The organism is Komagataeibacter xylinus (assembly GCF_009834365.1).
GTDB classification, from domain to species: domain Bacteria; phylum Pseudomonadota; class Alphaproteobacteria; order Acetobacterales; family Acetobacteraceae; genus Komagataeibacter; species Komagataeibacter xylinus_D.
The window spans coordinates 3,166,662-3,184,279 of record NZ_CP041348.1 but is presented as its reverse complement, the minus strand read 5'-3'; the positions used below and the strand labels follow the sequence as shown (position 1 = coordinate 3,184,279).

Sequence of the window (17,618 nt, the reverse complement as noted above, 5' to 3'; positions counted from 1 at the left end):
TGCTTTTAAAAGCAGCACCCGGAAACTTTTACTTTATCAATTCGCCTCGCCAGGGTGTTCATCCATTGCCTCCGCTAGCAGCGTTGCAAGCCAGTCGGCAAACACCTGCACCCGGCGCGACAGATGGCGGCGATGGGGGTAGAGCAGTGCCATGGGCATGGGTTCGGGCCGCCACCGGGGCATGACGTCAATGAGTTCGCCCGCTGCAATATGGTGGCGCACATCATAGGCTGGCACCTGTATCAGCCCCAGACCGGCCAGGGCGCAGGCCACGAGGGCTTCGGCGCTGTTGACCGTAACCCGGCCGGGCATCTGCAAACCATGCACCGTGCCGTCCGCCATCCATTCCCATGCTTCCACCCGGCCAGTGGCGGGCGAGGCGTAGCGCACGGCCTCGTGCTGCGGCAGGTCGGCTGGCGTGCGCGGCGTGCCCCGGCGCGCCAGATAGGTGGGGCTGGCCACGTTGATGAGCGGCAGTTCACCCAACTGCCGTGCAATCAATGCTGAGTCCGCCAGCGGGCCGACGCGCAGCACGCAGTCGATGCCATCCTCGATCAGGTTCACGGTGCGGTCGCTTACACCAAGCTCGATGTCGATATCGGGGTAGTCGCGCAGGAAGGCAGGCAGGGCAGGGGCCACGATCAGCCGCCCGATGCGCCCGGGCAGGTTCACCCGCAGCAGGCCACGCGGCGCGGTGCGATCTTTTTGAAACAGGGTTTCGGCTTCCTCCACATCCGTGACCAGCCGCACGCAGTGCTCGTAGAACGCTGTGCCATCGGGCGTTGGGGTGACGGAGCGGGTGGTGCGGGCCAGCAGCCTTGTGCCCAGCCGGTTCTCGAGTTCCTGTATGGCGGCCGAGACCGAGGAGCGCGGCATGTTGAGCGTATCGGCAGCGCGGGTGAAGCTGGTGGTTTCCACCACGCGGGTGAAGATACGGAACAGGTCGATACGATCCACGGCAACCCCGGCATACATTGGGTGTTTGTTCGTTATTCCTGACAGGTGTTGTCAGAAAATGGAACTTTATAGCCAGATCCTAACTGATACTGTGCGGATAGCAAAAGCGCCACCCGCGCTTGCCACGCATGAACGGAGGCTCGATATGGTAGATCACAGCATCAAGGGTAAGACGGTTCTCATTACAGGCGGGGCCAAGAATCTTGGTGCGCTCGTGGCGCATGACCTTGCAGCCCATGGCGCAAAAGCCATTGCCATTCACTACCACAGCGCGGCCGCCAGGCCCGAGGCCGAGAAAACACTGGCGGCGCTGAAGGCGGCAGGTGTAAAGGCCGTGGCCTTTCAGGCCGACCTGACCGCAAACGGTGCGGTGGCCAAACTGTTCGCCGATACGGTGGCCGCCATCGGCCGCCCAGACATTGCCATCAACACCGTAGGCCAGGTGCTCAAGAAGCCGATTGCCGAGACAACCGAGGCCGAGTTCGATGCCATGTTCGCGGTCAATACGCGCGTTGCGTATTTCTTCATCAAGGAAGCGGGCACCCACCTGAACGATAATGGCAAGCTGCTGACGCTCGTCACCTCGCTGCTTGGAGCTTATACGCCGTTCTATTCTACCTATGCTGGCTCGAAGGCGGCGGTGGAGCACTTTACCCGCGCGGCGTCGAAGGAATATGGCGCGCGTGGCATTTCGGTCAACGCGATCGGGCCGGGCCCGATGGATACGCCTTTCTTTTATGGGCAGGAAGCACCCGAGGCCGTGGCTTACCACAAATCGGCCGCAGCACTTTCCCCCTTCAGCCGGACCGGCCTGACCGAGATCGAGGATATAGCCCCCTATATCCGTTTCATCGTATCGGAAGGGTGGTGGATGACCGGGCAGACCATTCTGGTCAATGGCGGTTACACCACCAAGTAGGCCGCGGGCGGCGGGGCGCTACTGGTACCCCGCCGCCTGTAATTCAAACAGTTCCGCATAGCGCCCGCCCTGGGCCAGGAGCTGTTCATGCGTGCCTGCTTCAAGCACGCGCCCATGCTCGAGCACCACGATGCGGTCTGCCGTACGCACGGTGGAAAAACGGTGCGAAATGACCAGCGCCGCCTTGCCCTGGCGCAGCGCGCGCAGGCGCTCGAACACATCCGTTTCGGCCCGGGCATCAAGTGCCGAGGTCGGTTCATCAAGGATCAGCAGGTCGGCATCGCGCATATAGGCGCGCGATATGGCGATTTTCTGCCACTCGCCGCCCGAGAGTTCGCGCCCCATGGCCACCCGCTTGCCCAGAGGCTGGTCAAGGCCCATGGGCAGTTTGGCCAGTACGGCATCAGCCAGCCCCTCATGGGCGGCGGCGGTAATGCGTGTGGTGTCATCGAGTGCTTCAATCCGGCCCACGGCAATGTTTTCCGATGCGGTCAGGCTGTAGCGGATGAAATCCTGAAAGATCACGCCGATATGGGCACGCAGGTCGGCAAGGTCCATGTCGCGCAGATCAACACCATCAACCGTGATCTGCCCCTCATCGGGTTCATAAAGCCGGGTGAGCAGCTTCACGATCGTGGTCTTGCCTGCTCCGTTCTCACCAACCAGCGCCACAGTCTCGCCCGCGCCAATGTGCAGATCAAGGCCGCGCAGGGCCCACCTGTCCGTGCCGGGATAGCGGAAGCCCACATTCTCGAAGCGGATGCCCTGGCGGATGGGCGAAGGGAAGGGACGTGCCACGGGGGGCGAGAGGATGGCCGGGCGCAGGTCGAGAAACGTGAAGAAATCATCAAGATACTGCGCCTGACTGGCGGTTTGCGTCACGCCGAGCAGCAGGCTCGACAGCAGCCCGTGCAGCCGCAGGAACGAGCCTGACAGAAAGGTCAGGTCACCCACCGAGAAGCGCCCGCGCACCGTGTCCCACACAATCACGATATAGACGCCATAATACGCCACCGAGCCGATGGCGGCGAACGCCCCGCTCCATGCAAACCGGCGCAGCGCCAGCCTGCGGTTCTGTTCCAGCACGGTGGCCGCAGCCGTGCTGAAGCGCCCGACCAGAAAGCCGCCAAGGCCAAACAGCTTGAGTTCCTTGGCATGTTCCGCACTGGAGCCGACATGGCGCAGATATTCCATCTCGCGGCGCTCGGCGGTCTTGGCGCGGATCAGGCGGTAGCCCTCGGCGTTGAAATGCGCTTCCCCCGCAGCAGCAGGCAGCAGGGCTATGAGCAGTACCACCACCAGCCATGGCGCAAACGCCATGACTCCTGCCGCCAGCACCAGCGCCGTGACCGTGGTCTGGGCGATGTTGAACAGTTGCACCAGCAGGTTGTTACGCCCCGAGGCCTGGCGGCGCGCGCGCTCTAGCAGGTCTTGCAACGCGCTTGATTCGAACTGCTGCAGGTCGAGCGTTGCGGAATGTTCCATCAGCGCAAGGCTGACAGAATTGATATAGCGCTCATTGAGCAGCCCATCGACCAGCGAGATGGCGCGTGATGTCAGGTCAGACAGGATGATGAGCGCGAATTCCAGCGCGATCCAGAGTTCCAGCCGCGTGGCCGGACCATGCAGCGCCCAGTGGGCCAGTGACCCGGCGGGCATGGCATGGCCGCCAAGGCGGATGACCTCATCAACAATAAGCTTGCCCAGATACAGCGCCAGCGGCGGCTGGATGGCCTGCACCAGCCGCAGGCAGATGCTGGCTACCGTCAGCGCCGGACTGCACTGCCAGATCTGGCGGAACATGCGCGGTACATGGGCATACACGCCAAAGCGCCGCTTCAGCCGCGCGGACCATGGCTGGTGCGTTCCCGGCCGGGGGGAAGAAGGGCGTGATGGTTCGGTCTCAGCGTTCAACCAGTCTGTGCTCCCGATAAAAAGCTGTTTAAAAACAAATTATTGCATAAAAAAATTTTCGCACACCGTCTGTTTTTTAATGCAGCGTGCCTTACGGCCTTCGTGAAAGAAGCTTTACCACACACAACCATTCTCATGACAGGATGATCAGCTGCCCCGCAAAACACCAGCCCGGTGAACGCCATGCGATGCGGGACATGGATATGCAATTTACGTGCAGATGCCCAATAATTTGTATTTTTTATCCACGTATCTTGTTTAGTATTTGTCCGATAATATTCCAGGAAACATCAATATCTTCTACGTACAAATTATCGATCTCATCCTTTCCGCTCAGGAATGGGGGTATTTTATAGGAAACGCATTCATTGTATTTCAATGATAAACCAGTTGCTGCCTGCCATTCTGCGAAGAAATTTTCTGCCAGGGCAGCATCGCCATATCTGACCAGCTCGTCATTGTGGAATGAAAAAATATCGCCTTCAATGTTGAATACATCGCCCGTTTCTGATTCAAACAATGATATATGATCGCCTTTTCCCGGATTTTTGGTCGCAAATACCCTGCCAAGCCAATCATATCCAAAGCATATCATTGTTTTTTCGTAATCGGGGAATGCCAGGCAAACACGTTCTGACCATGTCTTGATGTCTTCCGGTTTTACAATTCTGTACAAACCACCGTTAAACGAGTCTCCACCATAATTTTTAAACAGATGGCATAAACTTTCCGCCATATCGGAAGAGTATGGATAAGAATTATTTTCTTTATTGCAGGATTAGGAAACTTTTTTAAATTTATCATCAAAATATTTAAACGTGATCTCTTCTTTATTTTTCCTGTCTGTATTAACTTTCCTGCCACCCTGTTCGGAGAAAAAGAAAATTCAGGATGTGGTGTGTTTTTGATTCTGGAGAGGGTATTTGAAAAGACAGGATCAATAATACCCTTAAATCATAAAGATTTTTGGTGAAGCTGTTTTGCAAACAGCTTCGGAAAATGCCGCCTTTAAAAAAGAGGCGACACCCCGAAACTGTTCTTTTTTTAATAGTCTCTTGAAAAGGTTGCGCACCTCCTGCGCATTGGCCTGTATGGCGGGCCATTATTTTGGAACGACCTTCTGCTTCTGTGCAGATGGAGCAACTTCTTTTGGCGCTTCTGCGCCATCAGTTGCGCCAACCGGCAGCGGCAGACCCATGTGGTGGGCGCCGCGGCTTCTGGCCAGCTGGATCTGGCGTTCGCGTTCGGCATAGCGCTGGCGCTGGGCCTCGGTGCGGTCCGTGCTGCAATGCGGGCAGCGCACGCCTTCCTCATAATCGGGTGACTGCCGGTCCGCGGCGCTGAGGGGCGTGCGGCAGGCGTGGCATATGTCGAACGTGCCGGGTGCGAGCCCGTGGCCTACGCTCACGCGCTGGTCAAACACAAAGCATTCGCCTTCCCACAGGCTCTGGGCCTCGGGCACGGTTTCAAGGTATTTCAGGATGCCACCCTGCAAGTGAAACACGTCCTCCACCCCTTCGGCACGGACAAAGGCGGTGGCTTTCTCGCAGCGGATGCCGCCGGTGCAGAACATGGCAATTTTGGGCGTGCGGCCTTCGTGCAGCAGTTCGGCCTGACGTTCGCGGAACCATTGCGGAAATTCACGGAAGGTTTTCGTGCCCGGATCAATCGCGCCGCGAAAGGTGCCAATCGCCACCTCATAATCATTGCGGGTGTCGATCACGATGGTGTCGGGGTCTGAAATCAGGGCATTCCAGTCCTCGGGCGGCACGTAGTGGCCCACGTCACGGCGTGGGTCGAGGCCGTCGATGCCCATGGTCACGATCTCGCGCTTGATGCGCACCTTCATGCGGTGAAACGGCAGCGCAGGCGCGCGCGAGAACTTCACCTCAAGCCCGGCACAGTCGGGCAGGGCGCGGATGATGGCCAGTATGGCATCAATCGCCGCATCTGTTCCGGCAATGGTGCCATTGATCCCTTCATGCGCCACCAGCAATATGCCGCGTATGCCCAGTTCATGGCAGGCGGCGAGCAGGTGCTCCCGCACGGCGCCAACATCCGCAAACGGGGTGAAGTGATAAAGGGCCGCGACGCGGATGGGCAGTTCTGCCACAGGAGACGCGGAAGAAGGGGATGGATCTGTCACACTGGCAACCCTGCGCTGGAAACGGCCACATGCGGGCATGCGGATACATGAAGCCATGCTATATAGCTGAACCGCGGCCTGAATGCACCATGCGCCGCAACGCCAGCAGGGCCGGGCAACATGACGGATGATCTGACAGGAAATATCTTTTACCGGCGCGATGACCGGGAGCACTTCCTGCTGGAAATGCGTTCGGGTGACGATTTTTCCAATATCAGCACGTTTGTCGATCAGGTCTATCCCTCCGGTGCAACTGAGGATTTTGACCTGCTTCTTTACAAAGGCCGGAAGCTGGCCCTGCGTGGCTCGACCCTCATCGCGTTTGAAAAGGAGGGGTGGACTGTCTTTCCGTCTTTCGGCATCGAGGTGCGGGAAAATGTCGCATCCATGCGCACCCTGATCCGTCATCACATTGCCTACATGCAGGCCATCAGGGCGGCATGGGTGGGCTTTACGCAGGAGATGGCGCATATCCGCACTACCATCGTCACGGCCATGCGCGATGTCGATGCCGGTTTGAGCGTGTGCTTTGACAGCCAGCATAATGCCTACGTGCTCAAGGGCGCGCATGTCATTGCAACGGCCAATATTGTCAACAGAACGCAAATTCCGTTTGTAGTCGATCTGGTCAGCGAAAACCTCAAGGCAGGCCTGATCCTGCCCGTTGACGTGCCGGAGGAGCAAGCCTCGCCCGTGCCGCCGTTACGACAGTTCCACTTTCCGCGTGATGCGCAGTTCATCGATACCTACCGCATTGCAGCGAAAACGGCGATCTGCGCGGATGAAATTCCTTTCTGAACAGCAGCCCCTTTACGTCCGTGCGGAAATGGTGGACCACCATGGCCGGACCGCTAGGCCCATCTGATTGTTCCTCTCGCGCCATGTGGGGCATGCCATGATCGTAACCTTGTACCATAACCGTGCCTGTGGCACCTCGCGCAACGTGCTGGCCCTGATCCGGGCCGCCGGGATCGAGCCCGTGGTGGTGGAATACCTCAGGACACCGCCCACGCGGGCCGAACTCGACGTGCTGGCCAGCAGGCTGGTCGTGCCGGTACGCGACCTGCTGCGCGAGCGCGGCACGCCCTACGGCGAACTCGGGCTCGACAACCCTGCGCTGAGCGATGGGCAGATCCTTGATGCCATCGCCGCACACCCCATCCTGCTCAACCGCCCCGTCGTCATGACCGACACGCAGGCCCGCCCGTGCCGCCCGAAGGAGATGCTGTTCGAGATCCTGCCGCAGGCCCGACCCGCTTCAGCCTGAAATCAGGCCAGCTTTTTTGCGGCGCAGGGCGTGGATCAGCACAAAAAACACTGTCGTGCCCAGGCTGGCCAGAGCAGTCATGCGCTGCGACGGATTGAGCAGCATCGCCCCGAAAATGACCAGCACGCCCCCCAGCGTTGCAATGTTGATGACGGGAAAGAACGGCAGCCGAAAGCACGCCTGGCGCATGGCGGGCGTGGCCGCGCGGCGCGTGACCACATAGGCAGTGACGATCAGCGAATAGACCAGCAGGATCACGCCCCCGCTGCAACTGAGCAGGAAGGAGAACACCGTATCAGGTGCCAGGATGGAGGAAAACGCCACCACGCCGCCGGCCAGTGAATTGGCCATGATGGCATTGACCGGCGTGTTCTGGCGGTTGCGGCGCTGCAGCAGGGCGGGCGCATCGCCATGGCGGGCGAGTTCGGCCAGAATGCGCGAGGTGATGTAAAGGCTGGAGTTCATGCACGACAGCACCGCCGTCAGCACCACCACCCGCATGCACGCAGCCGCTCCCGGAATGCCCATGACCTGCATGGCCGCCACAAAGGGCGAATGACCGGGCACAATGGTCCACCATGGCACGATCATCAGGATCAGCGCGATGGACAGGCTGTAGAACAGCATGATGCGCGTGCCGAGGCTGCGGGTGACATAGGCCACGTTCCTGGCCGGTTCGGCGGATTCACCGGCGGCCACGGTCGCGATTTCCGAGCCGATCATGGTGAACAGAAGGGTGGGGATGATGGACAGCACCCCCATCCCGCCATTGGGGAACAGCCCGCCGTGACCCGTTGCATTGTGCACGACCGGCACGCCGGGGCCAAAAACATGCGCCACGTACAGGGTGCCTGCCACCACAAAGGCCACGATGCTGGCTACCTTGATGAGCGAGAGCCAGAACTCGCATTCGCCAAAAATATGCACCGCCATGCGGTTGACCAGGTTCAGCGCCACGATCAGCGCTGTAGCCAGCGCCCAGACCGGCAGCCTGATCCAGTCATGCAACAGGATCGCGCCTGCAATCGCCTCGCTGCCCAGCGCCACCAGCCAGAAAAACCAGTACAGCCACCCCGTGGTAAACGCAGCACCATTGCCATGGGCCGTGCGGATATATTCCACGAACGATCCCTTGCCGGGGCTCGCAATCACCATTTCCCCCAGCATGCGCATGACGAGCATGACCAGCATGCCCACTGCGACAAAGCCCAGTAGCACCGCAGGACCCACCGCAGCAATGGCCGCACTGCTGCCCACGAACAGCCCGGCCCCGATGGCACCGCCCAACGCAATCATGATGATGTGGCGCTGCCTGAGCACCGATGCAGGCCGGGCGGAGCAGGGGGGTGTGCCGTCAGTCATGATGTCTGCCATTGTGCCAGCGCGGAGCACATGACGGGCGGGCCACCTGTGGGGGAGAAATCCGCCTCAACCAGGGCAGCCCGTGTCAGTGCCTGACAGGCGTGGTCTTGCCCGTGCATCTGTAATCGTTTCACTTTCATGCACATCATTAGGACAGGAAGCCGCACCGTCTGTAAAGGGGAGCGGAGGCAGGCCATGATGACATAACGCGCTGGTTTTCCAGCATAACGGCGGGGTGCTGTGCTGGCCTGTCCTGGGGCATGGCCCGCTGAATGGGGCCGGTAGTCATTTCGCCCGTGGTGTTCTACACGCTATGGCCATGCAGGCGTCACGATCCGTTACCATTATCGTCAACCCCACCGCAGGGCGGCGGCGTTCGGGCCATGCCACCCGTCTTGCCGGGGCCCTGCGCCGCGCGGGTGTTGCGGTGCAGGTTGTCCATACGCGCGACCGGGGTCATGCCACCGAACTGGCGCGCGCGGCGGTGCGTCACGGCGGGTGCAGCCATGTCGTTGCGACCGGCGGCGATGGCACCGTGGCCGAAGTGGCGCGCGGGCTTGCGGGCTCCGATGTGGTGCTGGCGGTGCTGCCTGTTGGCACGGCCAACGTGCTGGCGCGTGAACTCGACCTGCCGTTTGATGAAAGGGCACTTGCGCGCAGTATCATCGCGGGCACCAGTACCACCGTGTGGCCGGGCGTGCTGCATACGGCGCAGGGCAAATCGCTTTTCGTGCAGATGGCGGGGGTGGGGTTTGATGCCCATGTGGTCCATACCGTTTCGCCCCGGCTGAAAAAGGCGGTGGGCCGCGCGGCCTATGTGGTGTCGGTGCTGCGGGCGCTGTGGGGCTACCGCTATCCCGTGCTGCGTGTGGAGGTGGATGGCACGGTGCATGAAGCCTCGTCCGCCATCATCTCGAAAGGGGCGCTGTATGCAGGTCAGCATATGCTCGTACCTGCTTCCATGCAGGCGGAGAAGGCGTTCTCCGTCGTGCTGTTTGGCAGTGCCGGGCCATGGGCCACCCTGCGCTACGGGCTGGCCCTGCTGCGCGGCACGCTGCCCCGCCAGAAGGATGTGACGGTGCTGCGGGCCACCACGGTTGCCATTCCCGCTCCCACCGGCCTGCCCGTGCAGAGCGATGGCGATGCGCATGGCCAGACCGCCATACGCGCGCAGATCAATGACCAGCCCATTCGCATCGCCATTTGCCCGTGCGCGGGGTAAGACAGGAAAATCCCTCCCCAAACCGGGCCATGGCGTGATAGGTTTCCGCCCGCCATGACAACCCATATGATGATCGAGCTGATCGCTGTCCTGACGGCCGTGCGGGGGGATGTTCCCCAGGTCATGACCATCGACCATGGGCGGCAGCTGCCTTCCGGTCCGCTGGAAAGCACGCATCGCTCGCTGCAGGCAGGCGTCAGGGCGTGGGTCGAGCGCCAGACCGGCCATCCCATCGGGCATGTCGAGCAACTCTACACCTTTGCCGATCATGACCGCATCCTGTCGAGCACGCAGGGGCGGATGATCGCCATTTCCTACCTTGCGCTCACGCGCAGCCACGCGGGCGAGACGGGGTGGCGCGACTGGTACGACTATTTCCCGTGGGAGAACTGCAAGGGCGACGAGGGGCGCGCCAGCCTGGCCCTGATCGAGCGCCTGCTGTGCCACTGGGTGGCGGGCATGGGCCACGCCGCCGAGCGCGTGCGGCAGTGGCAGCGCTGTGTCAGCCTGTTCGCCATTGGCGACATGGTGGCCTGGAATGACGAACTGGTGCTCCAGCGTTACGAACTGCTGTATGAGGCAGGGCTGGTGGCCGAGGCGGGCTGCCCGCCCGATCGCGCGGTGCCGGGGCAGCCCATGCACCATGACCACCGTCGCATTCTGGCAACAGCCATGGCGCGGCTGCGTGCAAGAATACGTTATCGCCCGGTTGTGTTTGAACTCATGCCCGAGGCCTTCACCCTGCTCCAGCTCCAGCGCGTGATGGAAAGCCTGTCGGGTGTGCATGTGCACAAGCAGAATTTCCGCCGCCTGATCATGCAGCAGCAACTGGTTGAAGAAACAGGCGAAATCGAGGAAAATACCGGCGGCCGCCCGGCCCGTCTGTTCCGCTTCTGTGGGGAGGTGCGGCAGGCGCGGCAGTTCGTTGGCACCAAGATCCCGCTGGTGCAGCCCTGAGAGAACGGGCTCACCTCACGAAAATCCTGATTGACAAGCGGGCAGTTTCGCTCTGGAAGTGTGGGGCCGGTCCCTGCGGCCTGACTTATACTCAATATGAGCATAAATGGCATGCGGGAATGGGAAGGGAGAACAGGCATGAACCAGATTGCGCCACGTGGCGGAACGGACGGGCTGTATGACCGGGTGCGTCATCTGGTCCCTGAAATGGAATGGGAGACCTTTGTCGAGGATATCCGCGCGATCGAGACCCTCAAGCGCGAGCGCAACGCCGTTATTCTGGCGCATAACTACCAGACGCCGGAAATCTTCCATTGCGTGTCCGATATCCGTGGAGACAGCCTCGCCCTGGCGCGTGAGGCGCAGAATACCGATGCCGACGTGATCGTGATGGCGGGCGTGCATTTCATGGCCGAGACCGCCAAGATGCTCAACCCGCACAGCACCGTGCTGATCCCTGACCTCAAGGCAGGCTGCTCTCTGGCCGATTCCATCACGGGGGCCGATGTGCGCCTTCTGCGCCAGCGCTACCCCGGCGTGCCGGTGGTGACGTATGTGAACACCTCTGCCGAGGTAAAGGCCGAGAGCGATATCTGCTGCACCTCGGGCAATGCCAAACGCGTGGTGGAAAGCCTGGGCACGGACCGGGTCATCATGATCCCCGATGAATATCTTGCCCGCAACATCGAGGCCGAGACCGGCATCAAGATGATTACCTGGGCGGGCCATTGCGAGGTGCATGAGCGCTTTACGCCCGGCGAGATCGAGCGCATGCGTGCCGACCATCCCGGCCTGGTGGTGCTGGCCCACCCCGAATGCCCGCCCGAGGTCGTGGCGGTATCGGATTTCAGCGGTTCTACCGCCATGATGGATGATTACGTGCGCGACCATAAGGGTGGGCGCATCCTGCTCGTGACCGAGTGCTCCATGAGCGACAACCTGGCCGTGCGCTATCCGCAGACCGAGTTCATCCGGCCGTGCAACATGTGCCCGCATATGAAGCGCATCACGCTGGCCAATATTCGCCAGTCGCTGGAAAACATGACGCATGAGGTCACGCTCGACCCGGAAATGGCCAGCCGTGGCCGCCGTGCCGTCGAGCGCATGCTGGCGATATGACCGCCCTCCCGCCACTGCCGTCGCTTGTGGGGCAGCCGCTCATCGTGGGGGCGGGGCTGGCGGGGGTCATGACCGCGCTCTCCACCACGCGGCCATGCGTGCTGCTGTGCGCGGGCAGGCTGGATGAAATACGCCCGCCCCATGCCGCAAGCTGGCTGGCGCAGGGGGGGCTTGCGGCCGCCGTGGGCGCGGATGACACGCCCGGCCTGCACGCGGCTGATACGCTGGCCGCAGGCGCTGGCCTGTGCGATCCCGCCATTGTGGCGCGGGTAACCGATGATGGCCCTGCTGCTGTCGAGCGCCTTGCAGCATTCGGCGTGTCATGGGACCGCAACCCCGATGGCAGCCTGCAACGCGGGCTGGAGGCCGCCCATGCGCGCCGCCGCATCGTGCATGCGGGCGAGGACGCAACGGGGGCTGCCATCATGCGCGCCCTGATCGCCCGCGTGCGGCGCACCCCGCGCATTACGGTCATCGAACAGGCCCACGCGCGTGATCTGGTACTGCATGATGGCGCGGTGGCGGGTCTGCAGGCCGTCATCGCGGGCACGGAAGTCACCTTGCCTGCCACCGCCATCGTGCTGGCCACGGGCGGCGTGGGCGGCCTGTTTGCCGATACCACCAATCCCGCCGGCGCCACGGGCAGCGGGCTGGCCATTGCGGCGCGGGCTGGCGCCGTGCTGGGCAACATGGAGTTCGTGCAGTTTCACCCCACCGCGCTCTCCGCCGGGGCGGATGGCCAGCGCCTGTGCCTTGTCAGCGAGGCCGTGCGGGGCGAGGGCGCCACCCTGATTGACGAGACCGGCGCCCGCTTTACCGAGGAACTCGCCACGCGTGATGCCGTATCGCGCGCGGTGTGGCGACACATGATGGAAGGGCACACGGTCTATCTTGATGCCCGCAAGGCCATCGGGGCCGCTTTTACGCAGCATTTCCCGGCCATTTCCGCGCTGTGCGCGGCGCATGGCATCGATCCGCTCACGCAGCCCATCCCGGTGCGGCCCGCCGCCCATTATCATATGGGCGGCGTAGCGGTGGACCATGCAGGGCGCACCGGCGTGCCGGGCCTGTGGGCCGCGGGCGAGGTCGCCTGCACCGGCCTGCACGGGGCCAACCGGCTGGCCAGCAATTCCCTGCTGGAGGCGGTCTCGTTCGGCACATGGATCGGCCAGGCGCTTGATGGTCATGACCGCCCGGTCCGGCCCGTGACCAGTGTGGCCGCCACGGGGCCGGCATGGACGCCGCCGCCGGTTGGCCTGCGGCGGCTCATGAGCCGGTATGCCGGCGTCATCCGCAGCGGGGCGGAGCTTGAGGCCGGGCTACGGCAGGTGCTTGCCCAGCCACAAGGTGATGCCCGGCTGGTCTGCGCCGCCATCATGCACGCGGCCCTGATGCGCACCGAAAGCCGGGGCGGGCATTTCCGCAGCGATTATCCGCACACGGCACCCACGGCCCATGCCTCGCGCCTCACACTGGCAGACCTTGCCCGCCTGCGCGTGCCGGTGGACGCGCCCGTGGCTACGCCCCAATGAAGGAAAGAAACGCCCCCATGCTCCATCCCTTGCCCGACATCATGCTCGAACCCCTCGTGCGCGCGGGCCTGCTCGAGGATCTGGGCCGTGCGGGCGATCTCACTACCGATGCCGTGATCGGAGATGGCGACACCATCGTCCGCGCTGCCTTTGTGGCGCGGCAGGAAGGCGTGATCGCGGGGCTGGATATGGCGCGCCTGTCCTTTGCCCTGATGGACCGGCGCATCGCCTTCACCCCAAAGCTGCGCGATGGCGGCAGGGTCGGGCCGGGCGACGTGCTGGCCACGGTGGAAGGCCCGGCACGCGGCATCCTGTCAGGCGAGCGGGTGGGGCTGAACTTCCTGTCGCATCTCAGCGGCATCGCGACTGCTACGGCAGCGGTGGTTGACCTTGTGCGGCCTTACCGTGCCCGTATCACCTGCACGCGCAAGACCATGCCCGGCCTGCGTGCCATCCAGAAATACGCCGTGCGGGCAGGCGGCGGCAGCAACCACCGTTTTGGCCTGGATGATGCGATCCTGATCAAGGACAACCACCTTGCCTTTGCCGGTGGCGTCAGGCCTGCGGTTGAGCGTGCGCGGGCGGCGGCGGGCCATCTGGTGCGCATCGAACTGGAGGTGGACACGCTGGAACAACTGCGCGAGGGGCTTGAGACCGGCGGCGTGGATGTGTTCCTGCTCGACAACATGCCGCCTGACACGCTGCGCGAAGCCGTGAAACTGGTGAATGGCCGAGCCATAACCGAGGCCTCGGGCGGGATTACGCCCGATACGGTCACCGCCGTGGCTCAGGCCGGGGTGGACCTGATCTCGCTGGGTTGGCTGACGCATACCGTGCGCGTCATGGATATCGGGCTGGATTACCAGCCCTGATCCTGTAGGAAGGAAGGGGTTTGTAACAGAAGGAAACCGTCATGGCCCGTCTTTCCGCCCGATCTTTCCATCGCCTTGCAGTATTTGCGGTTGCAGGCGGCCTGATGGCTGCAGGCATGGCCCAGGCCCAGCCCGACATGCAGCAGCGCATGCAGCGTGAGCAGCAGGACGCGCAGATGCGCATGCAGCGCGACCAGCAGCGCCAGCAGATGGACCAGCAGTTCCGCCAGCAGCAGATGCAGCTTGACCAGCAACGCGAGCAGATGCGCATGCAGCGTGATCAGCAACGCCAGCAGATGGACCAACAGTTCCGTCAGCAGAACATGCAGCTTGACCAGCAGGCCCGGCAGATGGGCAACCAGCCCGGCGGCCGTGAACAGATCGAGCGCCAGCGCGAGCAGATCCGCCAGCAGCGCGACCAGCAGGCCCAGCAGATGGACCAGCAGTTCCGCCAGCAGCAAGATCAGCTTGGCCAGCAGCGCATGCAGATGCAGCAGCAACAGCAGCAGCAGATGCAGCAGTTCGGTCAGGGATGGGGCCGATAAACACGGCCCGGGCCATGGCGTAATGTAAAGCCGGGGTTTTTATCGCTGTTCCCCGGTTGCGGCTTTACCCAAGGGCGAAGATGTCGCGCATGTCCACGTTTGCCGCGATCTCCCATACCCGCACGGTCAATGCGGTGGGCAGGGACTGCGTCAGTCGCGCCAGACCCACTTCGGGTGTTGCGCATGGCCCCAGCGGGCGCACCTGCAGGCGGCCATGCCCCGTATGGGTGGGCAGGGCGGCAACGGGCAGGATGCTGGCCAGCCGCCCGGCCAGCAGTTCGGCATGCAGCACTTCAAGCGAATTGGTTTCCATGACGATGAGGGGCGTCACTCCTGCCCCGCGAAAGGCCGCATCCACGATCTGGCGGGTGCGCATTTCCGTGCTGAGCAGGCACAGCGGCAGGTCGGCCAGGGTGTGCCACTCGCGTCGGCCCATGGGCAGCACGAACGGCTCGGCTGCCACCAGCACATGCTGTTCGGTATAGAGCGGCAGGGCCTCAAAGGGGCCATCAGGGGGGATCTGGTCAAGATAGACCAGCCCCAGATCAAGCTGCTGCTGGCGCAGGCGGTGAATGGTGTCGGCACATGAGCCAAGGTGCACCTGCAGGTGCAGGCCGGGAATGGCGGTGCGAAAACTCTCCAGCAGCACTGGCGAGGCCTGGAGCGCAGGCGGCATCACACCGATGGACAGCGACCCGCCCGCCACTGCCTGCGCGAAGGCAGCTTCCTGCCGCAGGCCATCAAGGGCTGCCAGCGTCTGGCGTGCCCAGTCGAGCACGCGCTGCCCCTCATCGGTCAGGCCATTGAAGCGGCGCGTGCGGCGAATGATGGTAATGCCCAGTTCAGTCTCAAGCTGGCGTATGGCCGAGGAGAGCGCAGGCTGCGACACGCCGCAGCTTTCCGCAGCGCGGGAGAAGTGCCGGTAGCGATCAAGCGCTATGAGATAGGTCAACTGTCGCAGAAACACGCCACATCCATCCTGATAAAAACGGTCTCATACTTATCTGACAATGACAGGGCGCACCACTGGCCTGGGCCCATGCGCCGCTACCCTTGCCTGGCGCGCGCCAGCAGCGCCCGGCATGGGCACGGGTGGTTTCAGGCCAGCTCCCACGCATGCGGGTAGCAGGCGGAAAGGATATACCTCAGGTGCATGGCACGCCTGCCATGGCGGCACGGACGTCACGATCCGCGCTCGTGCAGGCCAAACGGGGGGGCAGCCACAGGTTGCGCCACGTCCTGACCCTGTGCGGCATTGACGACATCGGACGTGATCCCTGATGAAGGCATAAGCATTATCCAACCCGCCACTGCGCCCGATCGGAGCCTGACCATGACCGTGCATCTCGCCAATACATCGCTTTTGCGCAAGGATGCGTTCATTCACGGCGAATGGACCCCCGCACTGAATGGCGCGCGCCGCGCGGTGCATAACCCGGCCACCGGCGCAGAGGTGGCGGAAGTGGCGGAATGCGGGGCGGCGGATGTGGCACGCGCCATTGAGGCGGCCGTGGCGGCACAGGCACAATGGCGCAACCGCACCGGCGCCCAGCGGCAGGTGATTCTGGCACGCTGGCATGATCTGGTCATGGACAACCTTGATGACCTCGCCACCCTGATCGTGACCGAGCAGGGCAAGCCACGCGCGGAAGCGGCGGGCGAAATCCGCTATGCCGCAAGCTTCCTGCTATGGTTCGCAGCCGAGGCCATGCGCGGCTACGGCGATGTGATCCCTCCCACCAATCCTGCCACCCGGCTGAGCGTGATCCGCCAGCCTGTGGGGGTGTGTGCCGCGATTACGCCGTGGAATTTCCCCGCCGCCATGATTACCCGCAAGGCCGCCCCCGCCCTGGCCGCGGGTTGTGCCATCATCATCAAGCCATCGGAACTGACCCCGCTCACCGCGCTTGCACTGGTCGAACTCGCCCATCAGGCAGGCGTGCCCGCAGGGCTGGTGCAGGTGCTGCCCGGTGATGGCGTGCGGCTGGGCAAGGCGCTGTGCGCAAGTCCTGCCATCCGCAAGCTGTCCTTTACCGGCTCGACGCAGGTCGGGCGCATTCTCATGGCGCAGTCGGCCCCCACGCTCAAGCGCCTGTCGCTTGAACTTGGTGGCAACGCGCCCTTCATCGTGTTTGAGGATGCGCATATCGAACAGGCCATCAAAAGCGCCATCGCCGCCAAATTCCGCAACGCCGGCCAGACCTGCGTGTGTGCCAACCGTTTTCTGGTGCATGACAGTATTTATGATGATTTCGCCACCCGCTTCGCCAAGGTGGTGGACGGGCTGCATGTGGGGCCGGGCAATGCGCCCAATTCCGTTATCGGTCCGCTGATCAGTGCAGGCGCGCGTGACAAGGTGGAAGCCCATGTGCGTGATGCCGTGACAAAGGGCGCGGGCGTGCTGTGTGGCGGCACGCGCGACCGCGAGGGCGCGCTGTTCTACCGCCCCACCGTGCTGCGCGATGTCACACCCGCGATGCGCATCGCCCATGAGGAAACCTTCGGCCCGGTGGCTCCGCTCATGCGCTTTCACACCGAGGCGGAAGCCATCGCCATGGCCAATGATACGGAATATGGCTTGGCCGCCTATTTCTTCACCCGCGACCATGCCCGCGCCTGCCGTGTGGCGGAAGCGCTGGAATACGGCATGGTGGGCCATAATACCGGCCTGATCTCCAACGAGGTTGCTCCCTTTGGCGGCATCAAGCAGTCGGGCATGGGGCGTGAGGGTTCGCGCTACGGCATGGATGAATATCTGGAGATGAAATACATCTGCACTGACATTACCGATCCGGACGCCTGATTA

At 62.7% G+C, this 17,618-nt stretch carries 17 protein-coding genes; 11 read left to right on the top strand and 6 right to left on the bottom strand.

What is annotated here, in order from left to right; all coding sequences use genetic code 11:
- Positions 1–36: 36 nt before the first annotated feature.
- Positions 37–957: a LysR family transcriptional regulator gene (locus tag FMA36_RS15285; protein ID WP_206065121.1), complete on the bottom strand. Its 921-nt coding sequence runs from the start codon at positions 955–957 to the stop codon at positions 37–39.
- Between the two features lie 145 nt (positions 958–1,102).
- Here FMA36_RS15285 and FMA36_RS15280 point away from each other — a divergent pair, with 145 nt between their 5' ends.
- On the top strand, positions 1,103–1,876 hold the full coding sequence (locus tag FMA36_RS15280) for an SDR family oxidoreductase (protein WP_159263151.1): 774 nt from the start codon (positions 1,103–1,105) through the stop codon (positions 1,874–1,876).
- An 18-nt stretch (positions 1,877–1,894) separates the two neighbouring features.
- On the opposite strand, the gene FMA36_RS15275 is transcribed toward FMA36_RS15280, so the two are convergent.
- The 3 genes from FMA36_RS15275 to trhO all read right to left on the bottom strand — a co-directional run bounded on the left by FMA36_RS15275 (position 1,895) and on the right by trhO (position 5,975).
- On the bottom strand, positions 1,895–3,790 hold the full coding sequence (locus FMA36_RS15275; RefSeq protein WP_276612591.1) for an ABC transporter ATP-binding protein: 1,896 nt from the start codon (positions 3,788–3,790) through the stop codon (positions 1,895–1,897).
- A 241-nt stretch (positions 3,791–4,031) separates the two neighbouring features.
- A complete protein-coding gene (locus tag FMA36_RS15270) occupies positions 4,032–4,526 on the bottom strand; it encodes a DUF1851 domain-containing protein (RefSeq protein ID WP_159263150.1) in 495 nt (164 codons plus the stop codon).
- Between the two features lie 366 nt (positions 4,527–4,892).
- Complete coding sequence (gene trhO / locus FMA36_RS15265; protein ID WP_159264034.1) at positions 4,893–5,975, bottom strand: oxygen-dependent tRNA uridine(34) hydroxylase TrhO; 1,083 nt, start codon at positions 5,973–5,975, stop codon at positions 4,893–4,895.
- 81 nt (positions 5,976–6,056) lie between these two features.
- Here trhO and FMA36_RS15260 point away from each other — a divergent pair, with 81 nt between their 5' ends.
- Both FMA36_RS15260 and arsC read left to right on the top strand, forming a co-directional pair.
- Positions 6,057–6,734 (top strand): hypothetical protein, encoded by a 678-nt coding sequence (locus FMA36_RS15260; protein ID WP_159263149.1) that lies wholly within the window; start codon positions 6,057–6,059, stop codon positions 6,732–6,734.
- A gap of 97 nt (positions 6,735–6,831) precedes the next feature.
- Positions 6,832–7,203: an arsenate reductase (glutaredoxin) gene (arsC, locus tag FMA36_RS15255; protein ID WP_159263148.1), complete on the top strand. Its 372-nt coding sequence runs from the start codon at positions 6,832–6,834 to the stop codon at positions 7,201–7,203.
- Here arsC and FMA36_RS15250 read toward each other — a convergent pair.
- The gene (locus FMA36_RS15250) at positions 7,195–8,565 is read right to left on the bottom strand and encodes an amino acid permease (RefSeq protein ID WP_159263147.1); all 1,371 of its coding nucleotides are present in this window, start codon (positions 8,563–8,565) and stop codon (positions 7,195–7,197) included. The two genes, arsC and FMA36_RS15250, sit on opposite strands and share 9 nt — an antisense overlap.
- A gap of 319 nt (positions 8,566–8,884) precedes the next feature.
- On the opposite strand from FMA36_RS15250, the gene FMA36_RS15245 reads away from it, so the two are divergent.
- The 6 genes from FMA36_RS15245 (at position 8,885) to FMA36_RS15220 (ending at position 14,812) form a co-directional block, all read left to right on the top strand.
- Entirely contained in the window at positions 8,885–9,787 is a 903-nt protein-coding gene (locus FMA36_RS15245; protein ID WP_240906399.1) for a diacylglycerol/lipid kinase family protein, read from the top strand.
- 66 nt (positions 9,788–9,853) lie between these two features.
- Complete coding sequence (locus tag FMA36_RS15240; RefSeq protein ID WP_159264032.1) at positions 9,854–10,744, top strand: NUDIX hydrolase; 891 nt, start codon at positions 9,854–9,856, stop codon at positions 10,742–10,744.
- 138 nt (positions 10,745–10,882) lie between these two features.
- Positions 10,883–11,863, top strand: a complete 981-nt coding sequence (nadA, locus tag FMA36_RS15235) for a quinolinate synthase NadA (protein WP_159263145.1) — start codon at positions 10,883–10,885, stop codon at positions 11,861–11,863.
- Complete coding sequence (locus FMA36_RS15230; protein ID WP_159263144.1) at positions 11,860–13,395, top strand: L-aspartate oxidase; 1,536 nt, start codon at positions 11,860–11,862, stop codon at positions 13,393–13,395. Before nadA ends, FMA36_RS15230 begins: the two co-directional genes overlap by 4 nt.
- Positions 13,396–13,412: 17 nt before the next feature.
- Entirely contained in the window at positions 13,413–14,267 is an 855-nt protein-coding gene (nadC, locus tag FMA36_RS15225; protein ID WP_159263143.1) for a carboxylating nicotinate-nucleotide diphosphorylase, read from the top strand.
- Positions 14,268–14,308: 41 nt separating this feature from the next.
- On the top strand, positions 14,309–14,812 hold the full coding sequence (locus tag FMA36_RS15220; RefSeq protein ID WP_159263142.1) for a hypothetical protein: 504 nt from the start codon (positions 14,309–14,311) through the stop codon (positions 14,810–14,812).
- A gap of 64 nt (positions 14,813–14,876) precedes the next feature.
- Here the strand turns inward: FMA36_RS15220 and FMA36_RS15215 are convergent, their stop codons facing one another.
- Positions 14,877–15,779 (bottom strand): LysR family transcriptional regulator, encoded by a 903-nt coding sequence (locus FMA36_RS15215; protein WP_167518038.1) that lies wholly within the window; start codon positions 15,777–15,779, stop codon positions 14,877–14,879.
- A gap of 182 nt (positions 15,780–15,961) precedes the next feature.
- Here FMA36_RS15215 and FMA36_RS19795 point away from each other — a divergent pair, with 182 nt between their 5' ends.
- Together FMA36_RS19795 and FMA36_RS15210 are read left to right on the top strand one after the other, a co-directional pair.
- Positions 15,962–16,093, top strand: coding sequence for a hypothetical protein (locus tag FMA36_RS19795; protein WP_276612590.1), 132 nt, complete (start codon positions 15,962–15,964; stop codon positions 16,091–16,093).
- Positions 16,094–16,145: 52 nt separating this feature from the next.
- On the top strand, positions 16,146–17,615 hold the full coding sequence (locus FMA36_RS15210) for an NAD-dependent succinate-semialdehyde dehydrogenase (protein ID WP_159263141.1): 1,470 nt from the start codon (positions 16,146–16,148) through the stop codon (positions 17,613–17,615).
- Positions 17,616–17,618: the final 3 nt, after the last annotated feature.

What these genes read in the sequence shown, in the direction of transcription:
- FMA36_RS15280 (WP_159263151.1), top strand. Translation starts at nt 1,103, where the DNA reads ATGGTAGATCACAGCATCAAGGGTAAGACGGTTCTCATTACAGGCGGG.
- FMA36_RS15270 (WP_159263150.1), bottom strand. Translation starts at nt 4,526, where the DNA reads ATGGCGGAAAGTTTATGCCATCTGTTTAAAAATTATGGTGGAGACTCG.
- trhO (WP_159264034.1), bottom strand. Translation starts at nt 5,975, where the DNA reads ATGCCCGCATGTGGCCGTTTCCAGCGCAGGGTTGCCAGTGTGACAGAT.
- FMA36_RS15260 (WP_159263149.1), top strand. Translation starts at nt 6,057, where the DNA reads ATGACGGATGATCTGACAGGAAATATCTTTTACCGGCGCGATGACCGG.
- arsC (WP_159263148.1), top strand. Translation starts at nt 6,832, where the DNA reads ATGATCGTAACCTTGTACCATAACCGTGCCTGTGGCACCTCGCGCAAC.
- FMA36_RS15250 (WP_159263147.1), bottom strand. Translation starts at nt 8,565, where the DNA reads ATGACTGACGGCACACCCCCCTGCTCCGCCCGGCCTGCATCGGTGCTC.
- FMA36_RS15245 (WP_240906399.1), top strand. Translation starts at nt 8,885, where the DNA reads ATGCAGGCGTCACGATCCGTTACCATTATCGTCAACCCCACCGCAGGG.
- FMA36_RS15240 (WP_159264032.1), top strand. Translation starts at nt 9,854, where the DNA reads ATGATGATCGAGCTGATCGCTGTCCTGACGGCCGTGCGGGGGGATGTT.
- nadA (WP_159263145.1), top strand. Translation starts at nt 10,883, where the DNA reads ATGAACCAGATTGCGCCACGTGGCGGAACGGACGGGCTGTATGACCGG.
- FMA36_RS15230 (WP_159263144.1), top strand. Translation starts at nt 11,860, where the DNA reads ATGACCGCCCTCCCGCCACTGCCGTCGCTTGTGGGGCAGCCGCTCATC.
- nadC (WP_159263143.1), top strand. Translation starts at nt 13,413, where the DNA reads ATGCTCCATCCCTTGCCCGACATCATGCTCGAACCCCTCGTGCGCGCG.
- FMA36_RS15220 (WP_159263142.1), top strand. Translation starts at nt 14,309, where the DNA reads ATGGCCCGTCTTTCCGCCCGATCTTTCCATCGCCTTGCAGTATTTGCG.
- FMA36_RS15210 (WP_159263141.1), top strand. Translation starts at nt 16,146, where the DNA reads ATGACCGTGCATCTCGCCAATACATCGCTTTTGCGCAAGGATGCGTTC.